Raw genomic sequence first — 24,797 nt, forward strand, 5'->3', positions numbered from 1 at the left:
GGAGGCTCCGGCGGCCCGGGAGGCTCGGGCGGCCGGGGAGATGCCCGTGGCCGGGAAGGTGCCCGTGGCCGGGGAGGTGCCCGTGGCCGGGAAGGTGCCCGTGGCCGGGGAGCCCGTGGCCGGGGAGGCACTCGCGCGCTACCTGCGCGAACAGGCCACGGAATTCCTGCGCGCCCTGCGCCAGCACCGGGAGAGCAGTACGGAGGAGGCCGCGGAGCCCGCCCTCGCGCTGCGCGCCGCGGCCCGCCGGATCAGCGGCGCCCTGCACACCTTCCGGCCGCTGCTCGACGCCGACTGGTCGGACGAGCTGCGCACCGAACTCGCCTGGCTCTCCGGCACGTTGGCGCGCGAGCACGCGTACGCGTCGCGGCTCGACCGGCTCATCGGCGCCCTTCACCGGCTCTCCCCGTCCGGGCCCGGCCCCGGACGCTCCGGTTCCGTACCCGCCCAGCACGGCGGCCTGACCGTCGGCGCGGCCAAGGCGGGCGCGCTGATCGAGCGCCAGCTCACCCTGGCCCGCACCCGCGCCCACTCCACGGCCCTGCAGGCGCTCGGCTCGTCCCGGTTCCACGCGGTCGCGGACGGGGTCGCCGTGCTCGCCAGCGAGGTGCCGCTGCGCCGGGACGCCTCCGGGCACCCGCTCGCGCCGTTCGCGGCGGACGTCGAGGCCCGCCTGGGCGAAGCGGTGGCGGCGCTTCCACTCGTACGGGCCGGGCATCCGTACAACGCCGAGGCGCTGCTCCACGGCCTGGGGGCCGACGCCGCGCCGGAGTCCCAGGACGCGCCGTGGCACCAGGTGCGGCTGCTGCTCCGGCTGCACCGGTACGCACAGGAGACGAACGGCACCGAACCCGGCCACGACCTGCGCCTCCTCGGCGCGGGCCAGGCCCTCGACCGCCACCGCGACGCCTCCGGGGCCGCCACCGCCGCGGCCTCCGCGGCCCGCACCCCGCGCATCGCCCCGGCCACGGCCTACGCCCTCGGCGTCCTGCACGCCGACCAGCGCCACGAGGTCGAGGCGGCCCGCTTCGCCTTCCAGGCGGTCTGGCGCCGCGCCCCCGACCGGGCGGTGACCACCCCATGACCACGGACCCGTCGTCGTCGCCGTCACCGTCCCCGTCCTCGTCCCCCTCCCCGTCCCCGTCCCCGTCCCCGTCCCCGTCCCCGATCCTGGCCGCGGGCTGTGTGCTGTGGCGACGCTCGGCCTCCAGCGACAGCATCGAGCTTGCCCTGGTCCACCGGCCGAAGTGGGCAGATTGGTCCCACCCGAAGGGCAAGCTGAAGCGACACGAGGACGCCCGTCACGGTGCGGTCCGGGAAGTGCTCGAAGAGACCGGCATGGCGTGCGAACTGGGCCCCGAGCTGCCCACCGTCCGGTACGAGGTGGAGGGGCACCCCAAGGAAGTCCGCTACTGGGCGGCCGAAGCCACGCACGGCACCTTCACCCCGAACCGCGAGGTGAGCCAACTCCTGTGGCTCACCCCCACCGCCGCCCGAGCCCAGCTCACCCAACCCCGGGACAAAGGTCTGGTCGACGCGCTCCTCAGCGCCCTTCACGCGACCGGGGAGGTGCTGTGACGACACTCGGTGAACCTCACTCGGTGAACCTCACTCGGTAGACCTCACTCGGTGGCCGAGGCGTGCTCACCGTGGAACGGGCGCACCTCCAGCCACTCGTGGATCGGCTTCCCGCCCGCGCCCGGCGCCGCGGACAGCTCCCCGGCCAGCTCAAGGGCCCGCTCGTACGTCTCGACGTCGATCACCATCCAGCCGGCGATCAGGTCCTTGGTCTCGGCGAACGGGCCGTCGGTGACCGGGGGCCGGCCCTCGCCGTCGTAGCGGACGAAGGTGCCCTCCGGCGAGAGGGCCTGGCTGTCGACGAATTCGCCGGTGCTTTCAAGCCGGGCGGCGAAGTCGTTCATGTACTGGATGTGGGCGGTGACCTCGTCCGGCTCCCACTGGTCCATCGGCACGTCGTTGACGGCCTCCGGCGCGCCCCGGTAGTGCTTCAGCAGCAGGTACTTGGCCATGATTCCTCCTCGGTGGGGCACGGCCGTTGGTGGCCGTGGTCCTTGTTCTCTTGGTCCGCGTTTCCTCGGTCCGCGTTTCCCTGGTCCGCGTTCCCTGGTCCTTGTTCCAGTTCCTTGATCCTTGGTCCTTGATCCTTGGTCCTTGTTCCGCCCCCGGGGCGGAGCCACGCAGGGGTTCTCGACATGGCTTCCCAAAGTTCCCGGCGAGCCGGCTCCAGCCCCTCCGGCGCTTGAGGAGCAGGGCCGGGGGCGGGGCCGGGGCGGGGCTGAGGGCGGGGCCCCGGGGGTGCCGCACGACCACGGCAACGGAACCCGTACACGTAACCGCGCCGTGACCTAACCGCACCGCCCTCCGAGGTTCACCCGCCGTTCACTCTCGACGTTCGGCCGCTTCACCTGTCCTGCCTAATTTCGTACTTGCGCGACGCGTGGCGCGGTCATCCCGGCCGCCCCGCAGAGGCACATGAACGAAACGACTTCGCACGCCGTCCCCCTCCGGCGGCTCCTGGAAGGAACTCCCGAAAGTGAAGCTTCAGCGCAAGAACCGGCGGGCCCTCACCCTCGGCGCTCTCGCCGTCTCCGGCGCCCTGGCCCTCACGGCGTGCGGCTCCGACGCGACCGGCGGCACCGGTGGCGAAGGCGGCAAGGAGACCAACGCCGCCAACATCAAGTGCGGCGACGCCCAGGGCCAGCTCGCGGCCTCCGGCTCGTCCGCCCAGAAGAACGCCATCGACGCCTGGACCAAGGCCTACTCCCAGGCCTGCAAGGGCGTTCAGGTGCAGTACAACCCGACCGGTTCGGGCGCGGGCATCACCGCGTTCCTGCAGGGCCAGACGGCCTTCGCGGGCTCCGACTCCCCGCTGGAGCCGGCGGAGATCGAGAAGTCGAAGAAGATCTGCAAGGGCGGCCAGGCCATCGACCTGCCGATGGTCGGCGGCCCGATCGCCGTCGGCTACAACGTCCCCGGCGTGGACAACCTCGTCCTGGACGCCAAGACCCTGGCCGACATCTTCAACGACAAGATCAAGACCTGGGACGACCCGGCGATCAAGAAGCTGAACCCGGACGCCAAGCTCCCGAACACCAAGGTCCAGGCCTTCCACCGCTCGGACGAGTCCGGCACCACGGACAACTTCACCAAGTACCTCAAGGGCGCCGCCCCCGAGGCCTGGCCGCACGAGCCCGGCAAGACCTGGGAGGCCAAGGGCGGCCAGTCCGCCAGCGGCTCCTCCGGCGTCTCCAGCCAGGTCAAGCAGGTGCCCGGCGCCATCTCCTACTTCGAGCTCTCCTACGGCGACGGCATCAAGACCGTCGACCTGAAGACCGACGCCAAGAAGCCGGTGGAGGCCACCGTCGACAACGCCTCCAAGGCGATCGCCGAGGCCAAGGTCACCGGCAAGGGCAAGGACCTCGCCCTGGAGCTGAACTACAAGCCGCAGGCCGAGGGTGCGTACCCGATCACCCTCGTCACGTACGAGATCGTCTGCGACAAGGGCAACAAGGCGGAGACCCTCGCCACCACCAAGTCCTTCCTCAACTACATCTCCAGCGAGGACGGCCAGAAGGTCCTGAAGGACAACGACTACGCGCCGATCCCCGACGAGATCATCACCAAGGTTCGCGAGACCGTCGCGGGCCTGAGCTGACCCGAGTGCGGCCCGGCTCGCAGTGACGAGCCGGGCCGCACCGTCCGGTGCACCGCCGCCAGGAGTCCCCCGTACGGCCATCCCGTGCCAAGGCTCCGCAGACCGGAGAATCCCATGGATATAGCTACGCAGACTGAGACAGCCCCACCACCACCGCCGCCCGTCACCACCGAGCAGAAGCGCGCCTCCCGCGGCGCGACCCGGCCGGGTGACCGGATCTTCCTCGGCCTCTCCCGAGGCTCGGGCATCGTGCTCCTCGTGATCATGGCCGCCATCGCGGCCTTCCTGACCTACCGGTCGGCGATCGCGCTGTCGGACAACACGGGGAACTTCCTGACCACCTTCGAGTGGGACGCCAACGCGATCCCGCCGAAGTTCGGCATCGCGGTCCTGGCCTTCGGCACCGTCGTGAGCTCGATCATCGCCCTGGTGATCGCCGTTCCGGTCGCCGTCGGGATCGCCCTGTTCATCTCGCACTACGCCCCGCGCAAGCTGGCCGGCCCGATCGCGTACGTGATCGACCTGCTCGCCGCGGTGCCCTCGATCGTGTACGGCCTGTGGGGCGCCCTCGTCGTCGCGCCCAACCTGACCGGCCTGTACAGCTGGCTCGACTCGGTGCTCGGCTGGACCGGGATCTTCTCCTACGAGGGCGGCGCCCCGCGCTCCCTGATGACCGTGGGCATCCTGCTCGCGATCATGATCCTGCCGATCATCACCAACGTCAGCCGCGAGGTCTTCCTGCAGGCGCCGAAGATGCACGAGGAGGCCGCCCTGGCCCTCGGCGCCACGCGCTGGGAAGTCATCCGGATGTCGGTGATCCCCTTCGGCCGCTCCGGCATCATCAGCGCCTCGATGCTGGGCCTGGGCCGCGCGCTCGGCGAGACCATCGCCGTCGCCACCGTGCTCTCCCCGAACTTCCTGATCGGCACCTCGCTGCTCGACCCGGGCGGCGGCACGTTCGCGCAGAACATCGCCAGCAAGTTCAACGAGGCCACCGTGTACGGCCGGGACGCCCTGATCGCCTCCGGTCTGGTCCTGTTCCTCATCACGTTGCTGGTCAACGGCGCGGCCCGCATGATCATCGCCCGCCGCAAGGAGTACTCGGGGGCCAACGCATGAGCACCACCGCACCCACCGCCCAGGCCGTCACGCCCGACACCCTGCGCGCACCCCGCCTGCCCCGCTGGGCCTCGCCGCTCGTCGCCGTCGGCTCGGTCGCGGCCGCCGTGGGCATCGGCCTCGGCGCCGGTCTGCACAGCCGTGTCCAGTGGGGCCTGATCGCCGCGATCCTCTTCGTGATCGCCTCGTACGTCCTCGCCACCGCCGTGGAAGGCAGGCGGCAGGCCAAGGACCGCTTCGCCACCTCGATGATCTGGGTGACGTTCCTGGTCGCCGTGATCCCGCTGGCCTCCCTGATCTGGGAGACCGTCGAGCGCGGCAGCGAGGTCTTCAGCCCGTACTTCCTGTCCCACTCGATGGGCGTCGTCGCCGACCGGGAAGTGGGCGGCGGCATCAACCACGCCATCATCGGCACGCTCCAGCAGGTCGGCCTGGCCTCCCTGATCGCCGTGCCGATCGGCCTGCTCACCGCGATCTACCTGGTCGAGTACGGCCGCGGCAAGCTCGCGAAGGCCGTCACCTTCTTCGTCGACGTGATGACGGGCATCCCGTCGATCGTCGCGGGTCTGTTCGTCCTCAGCTTCTGGATCCTGATCCTGGGCTTCGACTTCTCCGGCTGGGCCGGCGCCATGGCGCTGTCGATCCTGATGATGCCGGTGGTCGTCCGCTCCACCGAGGAGATGCTCAAGCTCGTCCCGAACGAGCTGCGCGAGGCGTCGCTCGCCCTCGGCGTACCGAAGTGGCGCACGATCCTCAAGGTCGTCCTGCCCACCGCGATCGGCGGCATCACGACCGGCGTCATGCTGGCCGTCGCCCGTATCGCCGGCGAGACCGCCCCGGTGCTGCTCCTGGTGTGGGTGAACCCGTTCATCAACACCAACCCGTTCGACGGCGCCCAGGGCTCGCTGCCGCTGTACATCTACCAGCAGTACGCGGCGGGCTCCGAGGCCTCGTACGACCGGGCCTGGGCAGCGGCGCTCGCCCTCATCGGCTTCATCATGATCCTCAACCTCGTGGCCCGCGGCATCGCCCGCTGGAAGGCCCCGAAGACCGGTCGCTGACGCGGCCATCAAGCGACCGACGTACCCCCCTCGAAAGAAGCAGTGATCCCATGGCCAAGCGAATCGACGTCAGCGGCCTCTCCGCCTATTACGGCAGCCACAAGGCCATCGACGACATCTCCATGACCGTCGAGCCCCGCTCGGTGACGGCCTTCATCGGCCCCTCCGGCTGCGGCAAGTCGACGTTCCTGCGCACCCTCAACCGCATGCACGAGGTCACCCCCGGCGGCCGCGTCGAGGGCAAGGTCCTCCTGGACGGCGACGACCTGTACGCCTCCGGCATCGACCCGGTGAACGTCCGCCGCACCGTCGGCATGGTCTTCCAGCGCCCGAACCCCTTCCCCACCATGTCGATCTTCGACAACGTGGCGGCGGGCCTGCGGCTCAACGGCTCGTACAAGAAGGCCGAGCTGAACGAGATCGTGGAGAAGTCCCTCAAGGGCGCCAACCTCTGGAACGAGGTCAAGGACCGCCTCAACAAGCCCGGTTCGGGCCTCTCCGGCGGTCAGCAGCAGCGGCTCTGCATCGCCCGCGCCATCGCGGTCGAGCCGCAGGTGCTGCTCATGGACGAGCCCTGCTCGGCGCTCGACCCGATCTCGACCCTCGCGATCGAGGACCTGATCGGCGAGCTGAAGGAGCGCTTCACGATCGTCATCGTGACGCACAACATGCAGCAGGCCGCCCGTGTCTCCGACCGCACGGCGTTCTTCAACCTGGCGGCCGTCGGCCAGCCCGGCAAGCTGATCGAGATCGACGAGACGGAGCGGATCTTCTCCAACCCGTCGGTCCAGGCCACCGAGGACTACATCTCGGGCCGCTTCGGCTGATCCTTCCCCTCGACTGCTGTGCGGTGCTGCATGGCGGTGCCACCGCACAGCAAGGGCCCGCACCCCCTCGGGGGTGCGGGCCCATTCGCTTTCGGTACGTGCGGGGCGTTACAGGAACGCGAGGTTCACAACCCAGAAGCTGGCCGCGGCGACAAGAGCCGCAGCCGGCATGGTGATGAACCAGCCGAGGATGATGTTCTTGGCGACACCCCAACGCACAGCGTTCACGCGCTTCGTCGCGCCCACGCCCATGATCGCGGACGTGATGACATGCGTCGTCGAGATCGGCGCGTGGAACATGAACGCGGTCGTGAACATGATCCCGGCGCCGGTGGTCTCGGCCGCGAAGCCCTGCGGCGGGTCCAGCTCGATGATCTTCCGGCCGAGCGTCCGCATGATCCGCCAGCCGCCCGCGTACGTACCGAGCGACAGCATCACGGCGCAGGCGATCTTGACCCAGACCGGGATCGGGTCGCCGGGCTTCTCGACATCGGCGATGACCAGCGCCATCACCACGATGCCCATCGTCTTCTGGGCGTCCTGCAGACCGTGGCCGAGGGCCATGCCCGCCGCCGAGACGGTCTGCGCGATCCGGAAGCCGCGCTTCGCCTTGTGCGGGTTGGCCTTGCGGAACATCCACAGGATCGCGCACATCACCAGGTAGCCGACCAGCAGGCCGACGATCGGCGACAGGAACATCGGGATGACGATCTTCGAGATCACGCCGGACCAGATGACCCCGATGCCCCCGGCGAGCGCGGCCCCCACGAGGCCGCCGAACAGCGCGTGCGAGGACGACGAGGGCAGTCCGAAGTACCAGGTGATCAGGTTCCAGACGATCGCGCCGACCAGTGCGGCGAAGAGAATCCACATCCCCTTCGAGCCGTGCGGCGTCTCGATCAGACCCTCACTGACGGTCTTGGCGATCCCGCTGCCGAGGAAGGCACCGGCGAGGTTCATCACCGCGGCCATCGCGAGCGCGGCGCGCGGGGTCAGCGCCCGCGTGGACACCGAGGTGGCGATGGCGTTGGCCGAGTCGTGGAAGCCGTTGGTGTACGTGAAGAAGAGCGCGACGCCGACCGTCACGACAAGGGCAAAGGTGTCCACGAGGTTCAGGACTCCTTGACCGCGATGGTCTCCACGGTGTTGGCGACGTGCTCGAACGCGTCGGCCGCCTCCTCCAGTACGTCCACGATCTGCTTGAGCTTCAGGACCTCGATGGCGTCGTACTTACCGTTGAAGAGGTGCGCGAGCAGCTTGCGGTGGATCTGGTCGGCCTGGTTCTCCAGGCGGTTGACCTCGATCCAGTACTCCGTGAGGTTCTCCATGGTCCGCAGGTGCGGCATGGCCTCGGCGGTCAGCTCGGCGGCCCGGGCGAGCACCTCGATCTGCTGCTCGACACCCTTGGGGAGCTCCTCGATCTGGTACAGGACGACCAGGTCGACGGCCTCCTCCATGAAGTCCATGATGTCGTCGAGGGACGACGCGAGGTTGTAGATGTCCTCGCGGTCGAAGGGCGTGATGAACGAGGAGTTCAGCTGGTGGAAGATCGCGTGCGTCGCGTCGTCCCCCGCGTGCTCCGCGGCCCGCATACGCTCTGCGATCTCGGCCCGGGCGGAGGAGTCCGCCCCGAGCAGTTCCATGAGGAGCTTGGAGCCCGTGACGATGTTGTCCGCGGATGCGGAGAACATGTCGTAGAAGCTCGTCTCCCTCGGGGTCAGACGAAAACGCACGTGGGGTCCTCGGGGTGCTCTGGATTCGGTCAGGCTGATGCTAGGCGCATCATCCGGCCACGGCTAACCGGCCGCTCTCCAGTGTCGCCCATCGAGAAGAGTCCTCCGCACGGGGCCCGACAGGCACCCGAAATATCCGTTACCATATACCCACCTGGGGTATCAAAGCCCTTGCGGGACAACAGGAGGACGCGATGACGACCACCGAGGCCGGCACGGCGGCGAACACGGCGCCCTCCGCCGACGCCGATACCCGGCTCACCGACCACGACCGCGGGGTGCACGGCTACCACAAGCAGAAGGACGAGCACCTCAAGCGACTGCGCCGCATCGAGGGCCAGGTCCGCGGACTGCAGCGCATGGTCGAGGAGGACGTCTACTGCATCGACATACTTACCCAGGTCTCCGCGAGCACAAAGGCCCTCCAGTCCTTCGCCCTCCAGCTCCTGGAGGAGCACCTGCGCCACTGCGTCGCCGACGCCGCGGTCAAGGGCGGCGAGGAGATCGACGCGAAGGTCGAGGAGGCGACGAAGGCGATCGCCCGGCTGCTGCGGACGTGACCGTCAGGGGCGGCCGCGCGACTCCTCCGCGTCGTACACCTTCAGCACCTCGTCGATCCGGTCGGCGCTGAGCCGCTCCTCGTCCGCCATGGACGCGGCGATGATCAACTCGCCGCACATCTCGATCTCGGCGAGGGCGACGTGGTCGTGGACCGTGGCCGCCCTGGCCGCCCTGCCGGTCGTCATAGCCACGCACATCACCTCTTCCTGCCGTCACCGACTTCCCAGGGTAGGGAGTGGCCTACGCACCGCGCATGGCACGGAAGGGCTATTTGCGACCTGAATTCGCCGTCCGCGCGGGCACTTTCGCGGCCCGCGAGACGTTACCGGCCGGCGATCTTCCCGGCGAAGATGTCCTCGGCGGCGGGCAGTTCGGCCTTCACGGCGGTGCCGAAGCCGGACAGCAGCGTCGTCGAGGTGACCACCACGTCCTCACCCTGGGCGGGCGCCCCCTTCGCCCGGACGCCGTCGGCGCGTACGTCCTCGGCCCGTACGTCCTCGGCCCGTACGTCCTCGGCCCGTAGGTCATTGGCGAAGGTGAACCGGTGCCGGATCTTCCGCAGCCGGCCCTGGTCGTCGACGTACGCGTCGAACGGCACCGTGTCCTCGGCGAACCCTTTCGCCGCCGCGCGCAGCACCTTCCGGTTGGCGCCGGAGGCCCGCTCGGCCGCGCGCCCGATCTCCGTCGTACCCCGGTAGTGCCGCACCGGCACGCCCGCGAGCCGCGTCTCCCCCACGTAACTGACGGCGCTCGCGCCGAGCAGCAGCTCGGCGGCGGCCAGCGGATCGGTGGCGCCGCCGGTGACGAGGTTGCCGTCGGCGAGGCCCGCGGTGTCGATCCGCACCCACTTGTCGGCGGGCACACCCGCGCCGCGGTTCTTCATGTAGAGGGCGCCGGGGGCGAGGAGTTCGGTGATCGGGCGGTGCTCGTCGACGCCCGCCGGGTCCTCGGGCAGCATCACCTTCAGGCGGCCGAGCGGCTTCGCGAAGTCGTACGCGCCCTCACCGCGGATGGTAACGCGGGTGCCGCCGCTGGCCATCTCCATCGACGTACGGGCCTTGGCGCTGCCCGCGGCGCGCAGCGCCGCGACCGCGCGGTGCAGGGTGTCCACCGGGTCGGCGGCCCGCTGGTCCTCGGCCGCGGCGCCGCCGCCCGAACACCCCGTCGTGGCCAACACCACGGCGGCCAGGGCCCCGGCCGCCACGGCAGTGACGGCGGAGCCGCCTCCGCGCCTGCGCTGCTGCACCACCATCGCCTGCCTACCCCCAACACTGGGCCGTCCCACGGCCCCTTTTCTCGTTCCGCCTAACGACGGCTGCCGCAACCCGTCACGCACGGCCGCCGCGCCGGTCACGCCTCCTCACTGGCCCCGCGCCCGTCACGCCTCCTCACCGGCCCCGCCCTCCGTGTTCACCTCGGCCCGTTACGGTGGCGGGGTGTCAGCGCAGCAGGGCCCGTCCGAGGCCGCCGAGCACCGCACCGCCACCGTCGAGCAGGGCCGCTTCTGCGCGGCACGGTGCAGCTGCGGCTGGCGCGGTCCGGCGAGACGGGCGCGGTCCAAGGCGCGTTCGGACGCCGAGGAGCACGCGGCCCGCCCCTGAACACCCCTTGCCTGTCCGGCCTGTCAGGCCTGTCAGGCCTGTCCGGCCTGTCCGGAGGGAACCCGGCCGCCCTCGCCCTCGTCTCGTCCTTGGGGAGGCGAGGCGACATGGACCGCAGGACGCGCACGGACGGCAGGACGGACACGGGCCAGAGGTCGGACACGGGCCACAGGTCGGACACGGGCCAGTACTCGGACACGGGCCACAGGTCGGACAGATACCGCAAAACCGACACAGACCGGACGGACAGGGGTGTCGGCCGACGCAGGGTCGTCACCGCAGGAGCGGCCCTCGCCCTCGGCGCGGGCGTGAGCGCCTGCAGCTCCGGCGCGCGTGGCGCGGGCGGCGCGCCCAGCGGCGCGGCGGGCACCACCACCAGCATGGCCACCGGCACGGGCACGGCCTCGCAGCGCCCGACGGGCCCCGCCTGGACCGCGTTCGCCAAGGACCTCGACGGCGAACTCGTCCGCCCCGGCGACGACGACTGGGCCTCGGCCCGCCAGCTCTACAACACGCGCTTCGACGCCCTGAAGCCCGCCGCGGTCGCCTACCCGGCGCACGAGGACGACATCCGCACCGCCCTCGCCTTCGCGCGGAAGAGCAAGACCCCGATATCCATCCGCAACGGCGGCCACTCGTACACGGGTTGGTCCTCCGGCGACCGCCGGCTGGTCCTCGACGTGTCCCGGCTGAAGGCGGTACGCGCCTCCGCGAACGAGGCGACGGTCGGCGCGGGCGCCAAACTCATCGACGTCTACCGGGCGTTGGCCGCCAAGGGCGTCACCGTGCCCGCCGGCTCCTGCCCCTCGGTCGGCGTCTCCGGCCTCACCCTCGGCGGCGGACACGGCGTCACCTCGCGCGCGTACGGCCTCACCTGCGACAGCCTCACCCGCGCCACTCTCATCACGGCCGACGGCAGCCGCCTCGTCTGCTCGACGGACGAAAACGCAGACCTGTTCTGGGCGCTGCGCGGCGCGGGCAACGGCAACTTCGGCGTCGTCACCGAGCTTGAGTTCCGTACGCACCCGGCGCCCCAGGGCGTCACCGGCTATCTGACCTGGCCCTGGCGGAGGGCGACCGCGCTGCTCAGGGCGTGGCAGGAGTGGGGCCCGGAGCAGCCCGACGAGATCTGGTCGTCCCTGCACCTGGCGGCCGCGCCGGGCGGCGGCCCGACGATCTCGCTCGCGGTGTTCTCGATGGGCACGTACGGCGAGCTGCAGAACGCCGTCGACCGCCTCGCCGATGGCCCCGGAGGCCCGGGCTCCGCCTCCAACGTCTCCCTGAAGCGGCACTCGTACCTGGACGCGATGGAGGTGTACGCGGGGTGCGCCGGTTTCAGTGATGACACCCTGTGTCATCTGCCGGGCTCGACGCCGGGCCGCGAGCCGGCGGGCGCCCTCGGCCGCGAGACATACGCGGCGCGCTCCGACTTCTTCTCCCGCTCGCTCTCCGACGCGGGCATACGGGCCCTGCTCACCCGCGTCGAGCAGGTCGCGGGCGGCCCCGGCAGCGTGGCCCTGACCGCGCTCGGCGGCGCCGTCAACCGGGTCGACCCGACGGCGACGGCCTTCGTGCACCGGCGCCAGCGGATGCTCGCGCAGTACGTGGGCGCCTGGCGGGCCGGCACCTCGGGCACCGCTGCCCGCGCCTGGCTGGACGGCACGCATGACGCGATGCGGCCGTACGCGTCCGGCGCGGCGTACCAGAACTACACGGACGCGGCCCTGAAGGACTGGCGCACCGCGTACTACGGCCCGGCGGCCGGGCGCCTGAAGAAGCTGAAGGGGACGTACGACCCGGGGCGCCTGTTCACGTTCCCGCAGGCCCTCTGAACCGGCCCCCGCGCGCGCCCGCGCCCCCCGTTCTGCAACCGCAGTCGGCCGTACGGGCGCAGGCACCGCCCGTACGGCGCACCCCGACTGGCCCGTGCCGCGTGGCGGCGATGCCCTGAAGGTCCATCCGGACGCGACTCACGGTCCATCCGGACCCGACTCACGGTCCTCCATCCGGACCGACTCAGGGCAGGACCCTCATGAACGGAAAGACGCCACCCCGAATAGCCGTCCTCGGCAGCCTGGCCTCCGCGGCCCTCCTCCTGGCCTTCGCCGCGCCCCCGGCCCTGGCCGTCGGTCGGCCCACCGAACCGGGCGCGTTGACGCTGATCGACGCCCCGCAGGGCAGGGTCAGGGTCCTCGCGGACAAGGACGGCGATCCGCTCCACCTGCGCGACGGCGACAACGTCGACGGCTGGAGCCCCATCGGCCCGGGCGGCAACGCGGCGAAGGCCCGCGGGGGCGCGGCCGAGTCGCCGTCTGCGGAGCAGCCCCCGTCGGCCGCCGAGCATCCTGCGGCCGGCCCGCTGGCCCTCGCCTCCGCGGTGATCGCGGCCGGCGCGGGCGGGTGCGGACTCGTACTGCTCCGCAGGCGCCGCGCCCAGCGGCGGGCCGACAGCGCACAGGACGACCGCAGCTGAGCGGGCGTCGGCGGAGGCGGCAGCCGCGTACCGCGGTCAGGGTGCTGTTCGGCGCCTCGGCGCCTCGGCGCCTCGGCTCGGGCTCGGGCTCGGGCTCGGGCTCGGGCTCGGGCTCGGGCTCGGGCTCGGGCTCGGGCTCGGGCGGGAGCGAAGCCCTGCTCGGCGCTCGGGGCGCAGACCGCACCCGGTCGCCGACGGCTCACGCCGCCAGGTCGTTCTCCCCCGACTCCGCCGACGGCTCCGTCCGCGGGCCCGGCAGTCCGACCGCGTCCGCCACGACCGGTCCGCGCCCCCGCGCCCGTACGAGCCAACTCACCCTCGGCGTACGGGCGATGGCCCTGGTCAGCGGGGTGAGGAGCGCCATCGCGAGCGGGGCGAGGAGCAGGGTGACCGCCGTGCCGAGCGCGAAGCCGCCGATGACGTCCGTGGGGTAGTGCACCCCCATGTAGACCCGGCAGAACCCCTCGACGAGTGCCAGCCCGATGCCGATCAGGCCGAGTCTGCGGTGCGCGACGAACAGCCCGACGCCGAGCGCCATCGCGAGCGTCGCGTGATCGCTGACGAACGAGAAGTCGGTCTTGCCGTCGACAAGGACCTCAAGCCCTTCGTGGTCGAGGAACGGACGGCGCCGCTCCACGAACTCCCGGATGGGGACGTTGACGAGCACGGCGAGCCCCGCGGCGAGCGGCGCCCAGACCAGGCCGGCGACGGAGTTCTCGGCGTCCGGCCCGCGCCGCACGGTGTACCAGGCCCACAGCACGAGCAGGACGAGGGCGAGCAGCAGCCCGTACTCCCCGACGAAGCCGACGATTCGGTCGACCCAGGCGGGGGCGTCCTTGGCGACGCCGTTGATCTCGTAGAGCAGGCCCACGTCGGGACTCGACCCCGAGGTCCCTGGTCCAGCCTCTGGTCCAGCCATGGTGCCGTGACCCCTTGTCCTAGTGCCCACGGGCACGCTCCTGTCGCGTGCCCTGCTCAACCCCCGTGCTCAGAGCCGGTCGGTGTTGCTGCGGCGTTGCTGCGGTGCTGCTGCGGTACTGCTGCGGTACTGCTGCGCTGTTCAAGGGAACGACCGGTTCCCCCGTCTACGTTCCTCGGTCCACCGAAAGATCACCCAGACGTTATCGAAGAGTGATTCGCAGTCGATGCCCGGAGCCGCGCGCCGACGTACGGATCCGGCCACCCCCTTACGGATGTCCAGCGGCCAGCGCCTTCGCGCCGTCCTCGGTGACCCGCGTCGCCCCGAAGTAGTCCGGGGTGTCGATCGCAGTGAAGCGGATCACGGCACCTGTCCGCGGCGCGTCGATCATGTACCCGCCGCCGACGTAGATCCCCACGTGCCGAATGGCCCGGGAATTGGTCAGGTCGTCCGAGAAGAACACGAGGTCGCCGGGGAGCAGTTCCTCGCGCTTGGGGTGCGGCCCCGCGTTGTACTGGTCGTTGGCCACGCGCGGCAGCTCCACGCCCACCGATTTGTACGCGGCCTTCGTCAGCCCCGAGCAGTCGAACCGCCCGCCGTCCTCGGGCGTGCCGTCCCCGCCCCACAGGTAGGGCTCGCCGAGGTGTTCCTGCGCGAACGAGATCGCCCCGGCGGCCTGCCGGGAGGGGTCCACGCGGCCCACGGGTCTCGCGAAGCTCTTCGACAGATCGGTGATCGTCTTCACATAGTTCTGCGTCTCGCTGTACGGCGGCACGCCCCCGTACTTGATCACCGCGTACGCCCCCGCGTTGTACGCGGCGAGCATGTTGTGCGTGGGATCGCCGGGCGCGTCCTTCACATATCCGGCCAACTTGCAGTCGTACGAGGCGGCTGACGGGATCGCGTCGGCCGGGTCCCAGACGTCCTTGTCGCCGTCCTTGTCCCCGTCCACTCCGTGCGCGGCCCAGGTGCCGGGGATGAACTGCGCTATGCCCTGCGCGGCCGCGGGGCTCTGCGCCTTCGGGTTCCAGCCGCTCTCCTGGTACAACTGCGCGGCGAGCAGCGCCGGGTTGATGGCCGGGCAGAGGTTGCCCCACTTCTGCACCAGGGACTGGTACGCGGCCGGCACCGCCCCCTTCGCGAGGCCCACGGCCCCCTTGCCCGCGCCGCCGGCGATGCCGCCCGCGGCCATGTACGTGCCGACGACGAGCAGACCCAGGAACGCGGTGAGTCCGGCGACGACGGCACTCCCGACCAGCATTGCCTTACGCACCGTCAACCACCCTTCACTCCTTGGGAGTACGCCTGGGCCAGTCTAGGCCGCCGACGCGGGGCAGAAGGAGTTATCCACAGGCCAGCCCTGACGGCGAGATTCCGCCGGTCGGCCGGTCGGCCGGTCGGCGCGCGGAACTCGGGGGCCAACCGGACCGGCCGGGTCAACGGGTCAACGGGTCAACCAGTCCGGCCAGGTCGACGGGCCGACCAGGTCAACGGGCCGGTCAGGTCAGCCCCGATCCGCAACGCCCTCCGCACCGCCCTCCTCGACGCCCGCCTCGGCGCCCTCCGCACCGCCCTCCGCACCCTCCACCGGCACCAACGCCCCCCGCTCCACCAGCCGCGCCACCTCCGGCAGCGCGACCTCCGCGAGCCGGTCGGCGTGGGCGCCCTCGGCTTCGGCGATGCGGGCCAGCTGCTCGCCGAGGGTGGCCTCGCGGCCGACGCCGCCGAGCAGGGCGACGGCGAGCGGGGAGATCCGGTCGCTCCAGTTGAGGCCGTCCCCGGGGACCTTGAGCACCTGCTGCGTCAGCTCCCAGCCGGTGCCGCCCCGCTGGTCGGCCTGCTGCCACAGGCTCAGGCCCCGGCCGGGCAGGAAGCGGGTTCGCAGCGGGTCGTGCGCGCGCAGCCAGTCCCGCCGCCCGAACCACCCGGCGACCTGCGCCCCGGTCAACTCGCCCGCCTCGGACGACATTTCCTCCACCCGTACGACGGACTGCTGGTGGCCGGAGCGGCGCACGACGACCGTGCCCACGCCGACGGCCTCCACCTTCTGCGTCTCGAACCAGCGCAGCCAGGCCTCCCGCTGCCCCAGCGCCTCCTCGCCCCCGGCCAGCTCCAGCCAGTGGTCGACGTACGGCACCACCCCGGTGACCGACCGCTGCACGATCCACGCGTCGAGCCCGGCGCCGCGCGGGATCCACCCGGCCAGCCGCTCGCGCCAGTCCTCGCCCGCGCGGTGCACCCAGTTCGACCGGAACTGCAGATACCCGCCCTCGGTGAGCAGTTCCGGCGCGGCGCCCGCGAGTTCGGCGCAGAGCGCGTCGCCGGGGCGCCCGGAGTCCCGGTGCACGCTGTGCACGGTGCCGGGCCCGACGGCGTACGGCGGGTTGCTCACGACGAGGTCGAAGCGGCGCCCGGCGACGGGCTGGGCCATGTCGCCCTGGAGGATCTCCCAGTCGAGCCCGTTGAGCGCGGCCGTGGTGGCGGCGAACCGGGCGGCGCGCGGCGACAGGTCGGTGGCGGTGACCTTGTCGGCCTGCGCGCTCAGGTGCAGGGCCTGCACGCCGCCGCCGGTGCCGAGGTCGAGCGCGGACCCGACGTGGTGCGTGAGCGTGGCCCGGCGCAGCAGCGACGCGTCGAGGCCGATGGGCACGACGGCCTCGGCCCGCCGGTCCTGCGGCGCCGGGCGCAGAAACCGCGGGAAGTCGGAGATGGCCCACCAATTCTCGTACGGATGGAGGTGGACTGCTGCCCGCACGGTGCCCTCGCCCGCGGATTCGAGCAGGGGCACGACCGCGGGCTCCGCGCGGTCGAGGGGGACCGTGCGCCCGCACATGAAGAGCTGGATGAGGACGGCCAACGGGTCGTCCTCGCCGAGCAGTTGCAGGGTCAGGGTGGGGTCGTAGCGGTTGAGGCCCTGTGCGGCCTCGATGCCGACGCGCGTGACGATGGCGTCGCGCGTGTAGCCGTGCGAGGTCAGCGCGTCCCGCAGGGCGGTGACGGCGGAGGGGGCGATCAGGGGCTGCGTGGTCATCATGGTCCGGTTGTCGGCTCGTGTACGCGGCGACTGAACCCTTAGGCCATTGGGTTACCGCCAATGGGCGAACCGGATGAAATCGCCTTGCGGACCAGCGCGTTGGGGCTCTCCTCCCCGGTGACCTGGTAGTGCGCCCGCGAAGGATCTTGCGGAACGGCGTCCATTCCGTACGCACACTGCAACTGTCCACACCCTGTGGACAACTGACCCGCATGCCCGCCACGGGCGACAAATAACCCCGAACCACCCAAGCCAGGGCAAAAGCCACTTGGCCCGCGTTCCGGCGAACCCCCTCCCATATGCGCACAGCACTTGCACGCACCCCGCGCGAGCCGCCGCAAAGAACCGGCCAATCCCACCGGGCCCCAGCTCCGACCAGGGCATACGCGCCGTAACGAGCACCGGCCGTTCATTGCCCGTCGTCACCCCGCGTGATACACAGAGTGACCATACGCGCCTCTGTTGACCGCTCCGCACACTCGCGCGGGGCGGTCAACTGCGACGCGTACAGACTCCGTACGAAGTTCGCACGAAGTCCGCCGACGAATGACTCCAAGTCGACATGCGACAGCGGCATTCTCAGCGAGAATAGGCGTGACCTCTGCACACGGGCAGGGGGTGCAGAACTACCCAATAGGGGCGGTGAGTTACATGCTTCTGGCAGCCGAAAAGGGCGACATCACGACCATCATCGGCGGGATCGCCCCGGACTGGGGCCCCTTCGGAAGCCTGGGCAACGAAGCACGCGTAATGATCGAGGTCGTGATGGCCATCGCCATCCTCCTCTGTCTCGGCATCGCGATCTGGGGCGCGGCCAAGCAGCGCATCGGTGCGACAGCCCTGCGCGACACCTTCAGCGCCGAGCAGGGCAAGGGCCTGATCATCGCGGGCCTGACGGGAGTCTTCATCATCGGCTCCCTCGGCACGCTCTTCACCATCGTGTACGGGATGGCCGTCTGACCCACCCGCACGAGTCCCGCGGCCGCGGCCCGGGCGTTCCCACCGCCCGGGAGCCCCGCTTCCACCCCTGCCCCCCTGAGGTTGCGTCCCCCTGATGTCCAGTCACCACACCGCGCCCGCACGGAAACCAGCACGGCTACCGTCGTACACCGTGGTTCCGCACTTCCTTGAGGGGGCGTACGCGGCATGAGCCTCGACGACGACGGCGACTACGGCGGCTCCGGCCACACCCGCACCCGCCTCCCGGACGGCGAGGCCCGCCGCACCACGCCCCGCTCCACGCGCAACCTCGTCACGGTCGTGTCGGTCGTCGTCCTGCTCGTCGCGGCGATCGCGTTCGCGAACAGAGGTGGGGGCGAGGGGACTTCGGACTCCGCGTCCTCGGAGGGCGCGGGCCCGGCCGCGGCCCCGACGGCCCCGTCCGGACAGAAGCCGGTGTCTTCGGGGTTCGGGCGGGATCGGGAGGGTGTGCAGAGCGCTGCCGCGAATTACGCTGCCGCTTTGGGGTCGGACGGGATGTTCAACACCGGGCGTCGGCACGCGATCGTCAAGGCGGTGGCCCACCCCAGTGCGCAACAGCGGCTGCAGTCCGGTTTCGACGCGGACTACTCCAAGGACCTCTTGGGGAAGATCGGCCTGAACGAGGACGGCTCCGCTCCAAAAGACTCCACGTTCGTCAATCGCACCATGCCTGCCGGGACCAAGGTCACGTCGTACTCGGACAGTGAGGCGACCGTAGAGGTCTGGTGCAACGGGCTCTTCGGCCTCACCGGAGAGGACACCACCAACCCTGTTACCAGCAACTGGTTCACCGTGACGCTAAAGCTGAAGTGGAACGGCGACTGGAAGGTGCTGGAGACGCGGCAGAAGACCGGACCAACTCCTGTCACCGGAGACAACCCGGTCTCCGGCGCCGACGAGATCGCCGACGCGGTCAAGCAGTACGGAGGGTTCACCTATGCCCGCTAGCCACGCCCGCCGCACGCTCTCCCTGACCGCAGCCGTCGTCGCCGTACAGGCATCGTTCATCGGGCTCGCCGGCCGTGCTGCCGCAGCTCCCGAACCCAAGGACGACCCCTGCGAACTCATCGCGGGCCCCGCCAAGAAGTACTGCGAGAACGGCAAGGAAAACGCCACCCCCACCCCCCCCGCCGACGACGCCCTCAACACCCTCGACCCCCTCTCCTCCCTCGCCAAGGGCTGTGCCGACGCCGCCTCCTGGACCGTCGACAAACTCAGCGCCGCCGTGAAGGACACCGCGAACGTCGACTTCACCAACCCGACGTTCCTGCAGCAGTACGCCGTCGTCTTCGCCGCGTCGACCATCCTCACCCTCCTCCTCTGGCTGCTCGCCGTGGCCAAGCGGGCCGTGCGGGGCGTGCCGCTCAGTACCGCCGTCGGGGAGGCCATCGGGTTCCTGTGGCTCACCGTGCTCGCCTCCGCGTTCACGCCGCTGATCCTCTACACCGTCGTCTCCGCGACCGACGGCGTCTCCGAAGTCCTCGCCAAGACCACCGGCGGCCAGACCGACGTCTTCTTCGGCTCGTTCTCCGAAGCGCTCAAGAAGGGCGAGGACATCGGCGGCGGGCCGATCATGCTGATCGTCGTCTCGCTCGTGTCGATCCTCGCCGCCGGCGTCCTCTGGCTGGAGCTCGTCATCCGCGCCGCCCTGCTGTACGTAGGGGCCCTGCTCGGCACCGTCGTGTACGCGGGACTCGTCGACAAGAACCTCTGGTCGCACGTACGCCGCTGGGCCGGGATCATGATCGCGGTGATCCTCGTGAAGCCCGTGATCGTCATCGTGCTCGGGCTCGCCGGCGCGCTCTCCGGCGACGACGGGCCGGACGCGTTCTCCGCCGTCGTCTCCGGCCTCGCCATCATCCTGCTGGCCATCTTCGCGTCGGCGATGATCTACCGCTTCGTACCGGGATTCGGCGACGAGATCGCCGCCGGCCGCAGCAACCGCATCATGCAGAGCGCCGAGGGCAAGGCCGCCGCCGTCATCTCCTCGCCCGCCGCCCTCGTCTCGCAGGGCATCAAGACCCACAGCACCCGCGGCCGCGGCGGCGACGACAGCGGCGGCAGCAGCCCCCGCCCCGCCAACCCGGCCAGCGGCGGCGTCGCCGCACACGCCAACCGCAGCAGTACGAGCACGGCCGGCGCCACCCCCGCGCCCCGCACCGGAACCCACAGCAGCAGAGGCACGACCAACCGCACGGGAGGTGAGAGGCGTTGACGACCCAGTCCCACCAGGTCGCGCCCCGCCGCACATATCTGATCGGCCGGGCCAGGCCGAACGCGATCGTCGGCAAGAACCGCGAGACCGGCGAGATCGCCCTGATCATCGCCGGAGCCTTCCTCGGCATGATGTGCGGCCTGCTCGTCCCCGTCCTCTCCCTGCGCATCGTGCTGCTCACCGGCTTCCCGATGCTGGCCCTCGCCGCGGTGTACGTGCCGTACAAGGGCCGTACGTTCTACCGCTGGTACGAGGTCAACCGCAGCTACAAGCGCAGCCTCCGCCAAGGAACCGCGTACCGCTCCGCCGTCCCCGAGGCCGGAGTGCGGCTCGACGGGCGCGAGGTCGAGGTCGGGCCGCCGCCCGGCATCGGCCGTATCGCCTGGCTGGCCGCGCCCTTCGGCCCCGACGAGATCGCCGTGCTCCTGCACGCCGACCGCCGCACCGTCACCGCCGCCATCGAGATCGAAGGCCCGGGCGTCGGCCTGCGCGACAGCGAGGACCAGGAAGCCCTCGTCGACCGCTTCGGCACCCTCCTCAAGCACGTCGCGAACGGCGACGGCTTCGTCACCCGCCTCCAGATGCTCGCCCGCACCCTCCCCGCCGACCCCGACGCACACGCCAAGGACGTCACGGCCCGCGGCGACGACAAGGCACCGGCCTGGCTGCAGAGCTCGTACGACCAACTCCAGTCGATGGTGTCGACCAGCAGCGAGCAGCACCGCGCGTACCTCGTCGCCTGCATGCACTACACCCGCGAACTCGCCGCCGAGGCCCAGGCCGTGGCCCGCGCCGCCCGTCCGCAGGGCAGCCGCAGGCTCGACAAGGACGCCGGGATCGCGGTCGTCATGGCCCGCGAGCTGACCGACATCTGCTCGCGCCTCCAGGAGGCCGACATCCGCGTACGCCAGCCGCTCGGCCAGGGCCGGCTCGCCTCGCTCGTGCACTCCATGTACGACCCGGACCACCCCATCGACCACATCCAGGCCATGACCCAGCGCAACGCCTGGCCCGCCGAACTCGACGCCATGGAGCCCACGTTCCTCCAGGCCAAGACCCGCGAGTCCTCCACCCGCGCCCCCTGGTGCCACTCCACGGCCTGGGTGAAGGAGTGGCCGCTGACCCCCGTGGGCGTCAACTTCCTCGCGCCGCTGCTCGTCCACACCCCGGACGTGATCCGTACCGTCGCCGTCACCATGGACCTCGAACCGACCGAGGTCGCCATCGAGCGGATGCTCACCGAGAAGACCAACGACGACGCGGAGGCCAGCCGCCAGGCCAAGATGAACCGCACCGTCGACCCCCGCGACGCCGCCGCCCACTCCCGCCTCGACCAGCGCGGCGAAGACCTGGCGAGCGGCGCGGCCGGCGTCAACCTCGTCGGATACATCACGGTGTCCGCCCGTACCCCCGAAGCACTCGCCCGCGACAAGCGGACAATCAGGGCCTCTGCGGGCAAGTCGTACCTCAAGCTGGAGTGGTGCGACCGCGAGCACCATCGGGCGTTCGTGAACACGCTGCCGTTCGCGACCGGCATCCGACGCTAGCCCCGGCCACCCGACGACGGCGATGACAGAGAAGGTAGAGGCGCCAAGCCCATGCGAGATCCGCTGACCACGCTGACCGACGCCTTCACCTCCTTCCTGTTCGGAAAGGTGGAGACGACCCGCCTCCCGGTGCGCACCTCCACCGGCCAGGCCCAGGCGGTCTACCTGCCGACCGCCGCCCCCGGCCTCGGCGACTCCGGCGTGATCATCGGCCGCGAGGTCTACAGCGGCAAGGGCTACATCTACGACCCCTTCCAGCTGTACGGCCAGCAGCTCCCCGCCCCCCACTGGCTCGTCCTCGGCGAGTCCGGCAACGGCAAGTCGGCGCTGGAGAAGACGTACGTCCTACGCCAGTTGAGGTTCCGCGACCGCCAGGTCGTCGTCCTGGACGCCCAGGGCGAGGACGGCGTCGGCGAGTGGAACCTGATCGCCCAGGAGCTCGGCATAACGCCCATCCGCCTGGACCCGACCGTAGCCCTGGACACCGGCATCCGCCTCAACCCCCTCGACCCGTCGATCACGACGACGGGCCAGCTGGCGCTGCTCCGCACGATCATCGAGGTGGCGATGGGCCACGGCCTGGACGAACGCTCCGGCTTCGCCCTGAAGGTCGCCCACGCCTACGTCAACGAGTCCATCGTCGACCGCCAGCCCGTCCTCACCGACATCGTCGAGCAACTCCGTCACCCCGAACCGGAGTCGGCGGAGGCCATGAACGTGGCCCTAGAGGACGTACGGGCCTGGGGCCTGGACGTCGCCCTCGTCCTGGACCGCCTGGTCGACGGCGACCTGCGCGGCATGTTCGACGGCCCGACGACCGTCGGCATCGACCTGGACGCCCCGCTCATCGTCTTCGACCTCTCCCACATCGACCGCAACTCCATCGCCATGCCCATCCTCATGGCGATCGTCGGTGTGTGGCTGGAGCACACCTGGATCCGCCCCGACCGCAAGAAGCGCATCTTTCTGGTGGAGGAGGCGTGGCACATCATCAACTCCCCCTTCGTCGCCCAGCTCTTCCAGCGCCTCCTGAAGTTCGGCCGCCGCCTCGGCCTCTCCTTCGTCGCCGTCGTCCACCACCTGAGCGACGTGGTGGACGGGGCCGCCGCCAAGGAAGCCGCCGCGATCCTCAAGATGGCCTCCACCAGAACGATCTACGCCCAGAAGACCGACGAGGCCCGCGCCACCGGCCACGTACTCGGCCTGCCCCGCTGGGCCGTCGAGATCATCCCGACCCTCACCCCCGGCATCGCCGTCTGGGACGTCAACGGCAACGTCCAGGTCGTCAAACACCTCATCACCGAGATGGAACGCCCCCTCGTCTACACCGACCGCGCCATGACCGAGTCGTCCCCCACCGAGGAGGACTCCCTCATGGCCGCGGCGGAGCAGGAGGCGGAGGAACGCGCGGCCCGCATGGAGCGGTACGCGGCCCACGCGGAACTCGGCGACCCGGACGCAACGGTGGCCTGACATGCGCGACCCGCACCCCGAGCGCCGGGAGGACGGCGGCATCCCCGACGGCCTCCTCGTCGCCCTGCTCGCCTTCCTCCTCGGCCTCACCCTCCTCGTCTGGACCGCGACCGGCCTCTCCGCCCTCCTGGCCAAGGGCGCCTGGCCTGCCGGCGTCACCTTCACCCGCACCCCCCTCGCCCTACGGCACCTCATCTCCCAGCCCCACGACATCCCCGGCGCCTGGCCCGACTCCCCCGCCGCGTCCTTCTCCGGCTACGGCCTCTTCTGGGGGCTGTTCATCGGGCAGTTGATGGTGCTGACGGTGCTGGTGGTGTTCGTGATGGGGACGGTGGCGCGGTGGCGGGCGGTACGAAAGTCCCAGCGCGCCCGGACCGCGGCTGCGCTGCCGGCGGATCCCGCTCACCCCGTCCCCGCTGGGGGCAATCGTTCCGCGGGGCGGAAGGGGTGGGCACAGCCCCCGGCGCCGGGTGCGGTGGAGGAAGGGCCCGGCCCGGTCGACGCCCCCGCACCGGAGGTGCGAAGCACGTCCACCGAGTCGGCGGCGCTGTCAACACCCGCCGTGCCCACTCCCCGTACGCCCCTGCTCTTCGCCCCCGCAGCTTCCAGAAAACCCCCCGCCGTACAGGCCGTCCAGGAGTCCGAGGGCCCAGCCCTGGTCCTCACCTCGGACCCCACCCTGTGGCAGGACACGAAGGACGCACGGGCCAAGCTCGGCCCCGTACTCCTCTACGATCCCGAGCACCGCTGCGACACTCCCGCCCGCCTGCACTGGTCCCCCACCACCGGCTGCGAGGACCGGGACACCGCCGCCGCCCGCGCCAGGGCCCTGCTCGCCCCCGTACGCCCCACCGCCAGACTCGACGCGGTCACCGCAAGCACCGCCGAGACGCTGCTGCGCAGCTACCTGCACGCCGCCGCGGTCGACGGCCGCCCCTTCAAGCATGTGCACCGCTGGTCCCAGGGCAGCCAGGTCCAGGAGGCGGTACGCGTCCTGAGGACCAGCGGCAAGGCGGCCTCAGGGTCCGGCGGCGAGCTGGAGGCGGCTCTCACCGCGTACCCCGAACGCCGGGACATGGCCCAGGAATTGACGGCCCGCGCCCTCTCCGCCCTGTTCTCGGTGCACATCCGCGAGGCCTGCACCCCGCACCGCACGGACACGCTCGCCCTGGATTCCTTCATCGCCGAGGGGGGCACTCTGTACGTGGTGGGTGAACCCATCGAGGATCCGAAGTCGGCGCCGGGAGCCATGCCGCTCCTCACGGCGCTCGCATCAAGCGTGGTCGAGCACGGCCGGCGCGTGGCCGCACGGTCATCCTCCGGTCGGCTCGACCCACCACTCTCGCTGATCCTCGACGATGTCGCCGCCGTCGCCCCGCTGCCCCAGCTGCCCGAACTCCTCGCCATGGGCACCGAGTCGGGCCTGCCCACGCTCGCCCTGCTCCGCTCCCGCGAACAGGCCCGCGCCCGCTGGCCACATGACGATCTGCCGGTCTGAGAACCGGGCCTCAGGGAATGGGGCTGAACGCAAAAATGCCTCAACCCCCGGACAGAGTCCGGGGGTTGAGGCTAAAAGG

The 24,797-nt window shown here is 71.0% G+C and carries 24 protein-coding genes; 16 read left to right on the forward strand and 8 right to left on the reverse strand.

Features of this window, described 5'->3' with window-relative positions:
* Nucleotides 1-40 precede the first annotated feature (40 nt).
* Nucleotides 41-1,084: a CHAD domain-containing protein gene (locus QIS99_RS22525; RefSeq protein WP_282515427.1), complete on the forward strand. Its 1,044-nt coding sequence runs from the start codon at nt 41-43 to the stop codon at nt 1,082-1,084.
* On the forward strand, nt 1,081-1,578 hold the full coding sequence (locus QIS99_RS22530) for an NUDIX hydrolase (protein WP_282515401.1): 498 nt from the start codon (nt 1,081-1,083) through the stop codon (nt 1,576-1,578). The genes QIS99_RS22525 and QIS99_RS22530 overlap by 4 nt, the downstream gene beginning before the upstream one ends.
* 44 nt (nt 1,579-1,622) lie before the next feature.
* Here the strand turns inward: QIS99_RS22530 and QIS99_RS22535 are convergent, their stop codons facing one another.
* The gene (locus tag QIS99_RS22535; RefSeq protein WP_282515402.1) at nt 1,623-2,030 is read right to left on the reverse strand and encodes a YciI family protein; all 408 of its coding nucleotides are present in this window, start codon (nt 2,028-2,030) and stop codon (nt 1,623-1,625) included.
* A gap of 524 nt (nt 2,031-2,554) precedes the next feature.
* Here QIS99_RS22535 and pstS point away from each other — a divergent pair.
* The 4 genes from pstS to pstB all read left to right on the forward strand — a co-directional run bounded on the left by pstS (nt 2,555) and on the right by pstB (nt 6,683).
* Nucleotides 2,555-3,676: a phosphate ABC transporter substrate-binding protein PstS gene (pstS, locus tag QIS99_RS22540; protein ID WP_282515403.1), complete on the forward strand. Its 1,122-nt coding sequence runs from the start codon at nt 2,555-2,557 to the stop codon at nt 3,674-3,676.
* A 114-nt stretch (nt 3,677-3,790) separates the two neighbouring features.
* Nucleotides 3,791-4,795 (forward strand): phosphate ABC transporter permease subunit PstC, encoded by a 1,005-nt coding sequence (gene pstC / locus QIS99_RS22545; RefSeq protein WP_282515404.1) that lies wholly within the window; start codon nt 3,791-3,793, stop codon nt 4,793-4,795.
* On the forward strand, nt 4,792-5,856 hold the full coding sequence (gene pstA / locus QIS99_RS22550) for a phosphate ABC transporter permease PstA (RefSeq protein ID WP_282515405.1): 1,065 nt from the start codon (nt 4,792-4,794) through the stop codon (nt 5,854-5,856). The genes pstC and pstA overlap by 4 nt, the downstream gene beginning before the upstream one ends.
* 50 nt (nt 5,857-5,906) lie before the next feature.
* Nucleotides 5,907-6,683 carry a phosphate ABC transporter ATP-binding protein PstB gene (gene pstB / locus QIS99_RS22555; protein ID WP_282515406.1) on the forward strand — a complete coding sequence of 259 codons (777 nt, stop codon included), beginning with the start codon at nt 5,907-5,909 and terminating at the stop codon, nt 6,681-6,683.
* A 108-nt stretch (nt 6,684-6,791) separates the two neighbouring features.
* Here the strand turns inward: pstB and QIS99_RS22560 are convergent, their stop codons facing one another.
* Complete coding sequence (locus tag QIS99_RS22560) at nt 6,792-7,790, reverse strand: inorganic phosphate transporter (RefSeq protein ID WP_282515407.1); 999 nt, start codon at nt 7,788-7,790, stop codon at nt 6,792-6,794.
* 5 nt (nt 7,791-7,795) lie between these two features.
* A complete protein-coding gene (locus tag QIS99_RS22565) occupies nt 7,796-8,416 on the reverse strand; it encodes a DUF47 domain-containing protein (protein ID WP_282515408.1) in 621 nt (206 codons plus the stop codon).
* A gap of 194 nt (nt 8,417-8,610) precedes the next feature.
* Here QIS99_RS22565 and QIS99_RS22570 point away from each other — a divergent pair, with 194 nt between their 5' ends.
* The gene (locus tag QIS99_RS22570) at nt 8,611-8,976 is read left to right on the forward strand and encodes a metal-sensitive transcriptional regulator (protein ID WP_282515409.1); all 366 of its coding nucleotides are present in this window, start codon (nt 8,611-8,613) and stop codon (nt 8,974-8,976) included.
* A gap of 3 nt (nt 8,977-8,979) precedes the next feature.
* Here QIS99_RS22570 and QIS99_RS22575 read toward each other — a convergent pair whose 3' ends face one another.
* Together QIS99_RS22575 and QIS99_RS22580 are read right to left on the reverse strand one after the other, a co-directional pair.
* On the reverse strand, nt 8,980-9,162 hold the full coding sequence (locus tag QIS99_RS22575) for a hypothetical protein (RefSeq protein ID WP_282515428.1): 183 nt from the start codon (nt 9,160-9,162) through the stop codon (nt 8,980-8,982).
* Between the two features lie 137 nt (nt 9,163-9,299).
* The gene (locus tag QIS99_RS22580; protein ID WP_282515410.1) at nt 9,300-10,229 is read right to left on the reverse strand and encodes a hypothetical protein; all 930 of its coding nucleotides are present in this window, start codon (nt 10,227-10,229) and stop codon (nt 9,300-9,302) included.
* Nucleotides 10,230-10,413: 184 nt separating this feature from the next.
* Between QIS99_RS22580 and QIS99_RS22585 the strand changes: the two genes are divergently transcribed.
* The 3 genes from QIS99_RS22585 to QIS99_RS22595 all read left to right on the forward strand — a co-directional run bounded on the left by QIS99_RS22585 (nt 10,414) and on the right by QIS99_RS22595 (nt 13,051).
* A complete protein-coding gene (locus QIS99_RS22585) occupies nt 10,414-10,578 on the forward strand; it encodes a hypothetical protein (protein WP_282515411.1) in 165 nt (54 codons plus the stop codon).
* Nucleotides 10,579-10,886: 308 nt separating this feature from the next.
* A complete protein-coding gene (locus QIS99_RS22590; RefSeq protein WP_282515412.1) occupies nt 10,887-12,410 on the forward strand; it encodes an FAD-binding oxidoreductase in 1,524 nt (507 codons plus the stop codon).
* 200 nt (nt 12,411-12,610) lie between these two features.
* The gene (locus QIS99_RS22595; protein WP_282515413.1) at nt 12,611-13,051 is read left to right on the forward strand and encodes a hypothetical protein; all 441 of its coding nucleotides are present in this window, start codon (nt 12,611-12,613) and stop codon (nt 13,049-13,051) included.
* 199 nt (nt 13,052-13,250) lie between these two features.
* Here the strand turns inward: QIS99_RS22595 and QIS99_RS22600 are convergent, their stop codons facing one another.
* The 3 genes from QIS99_RS22600 to QIS99_RS22610 all read right to left on the reverse strand — a co-directional run bounded on the left by QIS99_RS22600 (nt 13,251) and on the right by QIS99_RS22610 (nt 17,004).
* Complete coding sequence (locus QIS99_RS22600; RefSeq protein WP_282515414.1) at nt 13,251-13,970, reverse strand: phosphatase PAP2 family protein; 720 nt, start codon at nt 13,968-13,970, stop codon at nt 13,251-13,253.
* A 268-nt stretch (nt 13,971-14,238) separates the two neighbouring features.
* Complete coding sequence (locus QIS99_RS22605; RefSeq protein WP_282515429.1) at nt 14,239-15,243, reverse strand: bifunctional lytic transglycosylase/C40 family peptidase; 1,005 nt, start codon at nt 15,241-15,243, stop codon at nt 14,239-14,241.
* 231 nt (nt 15,244-15,474) lie between these two features.
* Nucleotides 15,475-17,004 (reverse strand): DUF7782 domain-containing protein, encoded by a 1,530-nt coding sequence (locus QIS99_RS22610; protein ID WP_282515415.1) that lies wholly within the window; start codon nt 17,002-17,004, stop codon nt 15,475-15,477.
* 651 nt (nt 17,005-17,655) lie between these two features.
* On the opposite strand from QIS99_RS22610, the gene QIS99_RS22615 reads away from it, so the two are divergent.
* The 6 genes from QIS99_RS22615 to QIS99_RS22640 all read left to right on the forward strand — a co-directional run bounded on the left by QIS99_RS22615 (nt 17,656) and on the right by QIS99_RS22640 (nt 24,718).
* Entirely contained in the window at nt 17,656-17,964 is a 309-nt protein-coding gene (locus QIS99_RS22615) for a hypothetical protein (RefSeq protein WP_055700904.1), read from the forward strand.
* A 186-nt stretch (nt 17,965-18,150) separates the two neighbouring features.
* A complete protein-coding gene (locus tag QIS99_RS22620) occupies nt 18,151-18,933 on the forward strand; it encodes a hypothetical protein (RefSeq protein ID WP_282515416.1) in 783 nt (260 codons plus the stop codon).
* The gene (locus QIS99_RS22625) at nt 18,923-20,200 is read left to right on the forward strand and encodes a hypothetical protein (protein WP_282515417.1); all 1,278 of its coding nucleotides are present in this window, start codon (nt 18,923-18,925) and stop codon (nt 20,198-20,200) included. The genes QIS99_RS22620 and QIS99_RS22625 overlap by 11 nt, the downstream gene beginning before the upstream one ends.
* A complete protein-coding gene (locus QIS99_RS22630; protein ID WP_282515418.1) occupies nt 20,197-21,747 on the forward strand; it encodes an SCO6880 family protein in 1,551 nt (516 codons plus the stop codon). The genes QIS99_RS22625 and QIS99_RS22630 overlap by 4 nt, the downstream gene beginning before the upstream one ends.
* Nucleotides 21,748-21,798: 51 nt before the next feature.
* Entirely contained in the window at nt 21,799-23,220 is a 1,422-nt protein-coding gene (locus QIS99_RS22635) for an ATP-binding protein (protein ID WP_282515419.1), read from the forward strand.
* A 1-nt stretch (nt 23,221) separates the two neighbouring features.
* Nucleotides 23,222-24,718, forward strand: coding sequence for a type VI secretion protein (locus QIS99_RS22640; protein ID WP_282515420.1), 1,497 nt, complete (start codon nt 23,222-23,224; stop codon nt 24,716-24,718).
* The last annotated feature ends 79 nt before the right edge of the window (nt 24,719-24,797 follow it).

This window comes from Streptomyces solicavernae (assembly GCF_029968095.1).
Lineage (GTDB): Bacteria > Actinomycetota > Actinomycetes > Streptomycetales > Streptomycetaceae > Streptomyces > Streptomyces solicavernae.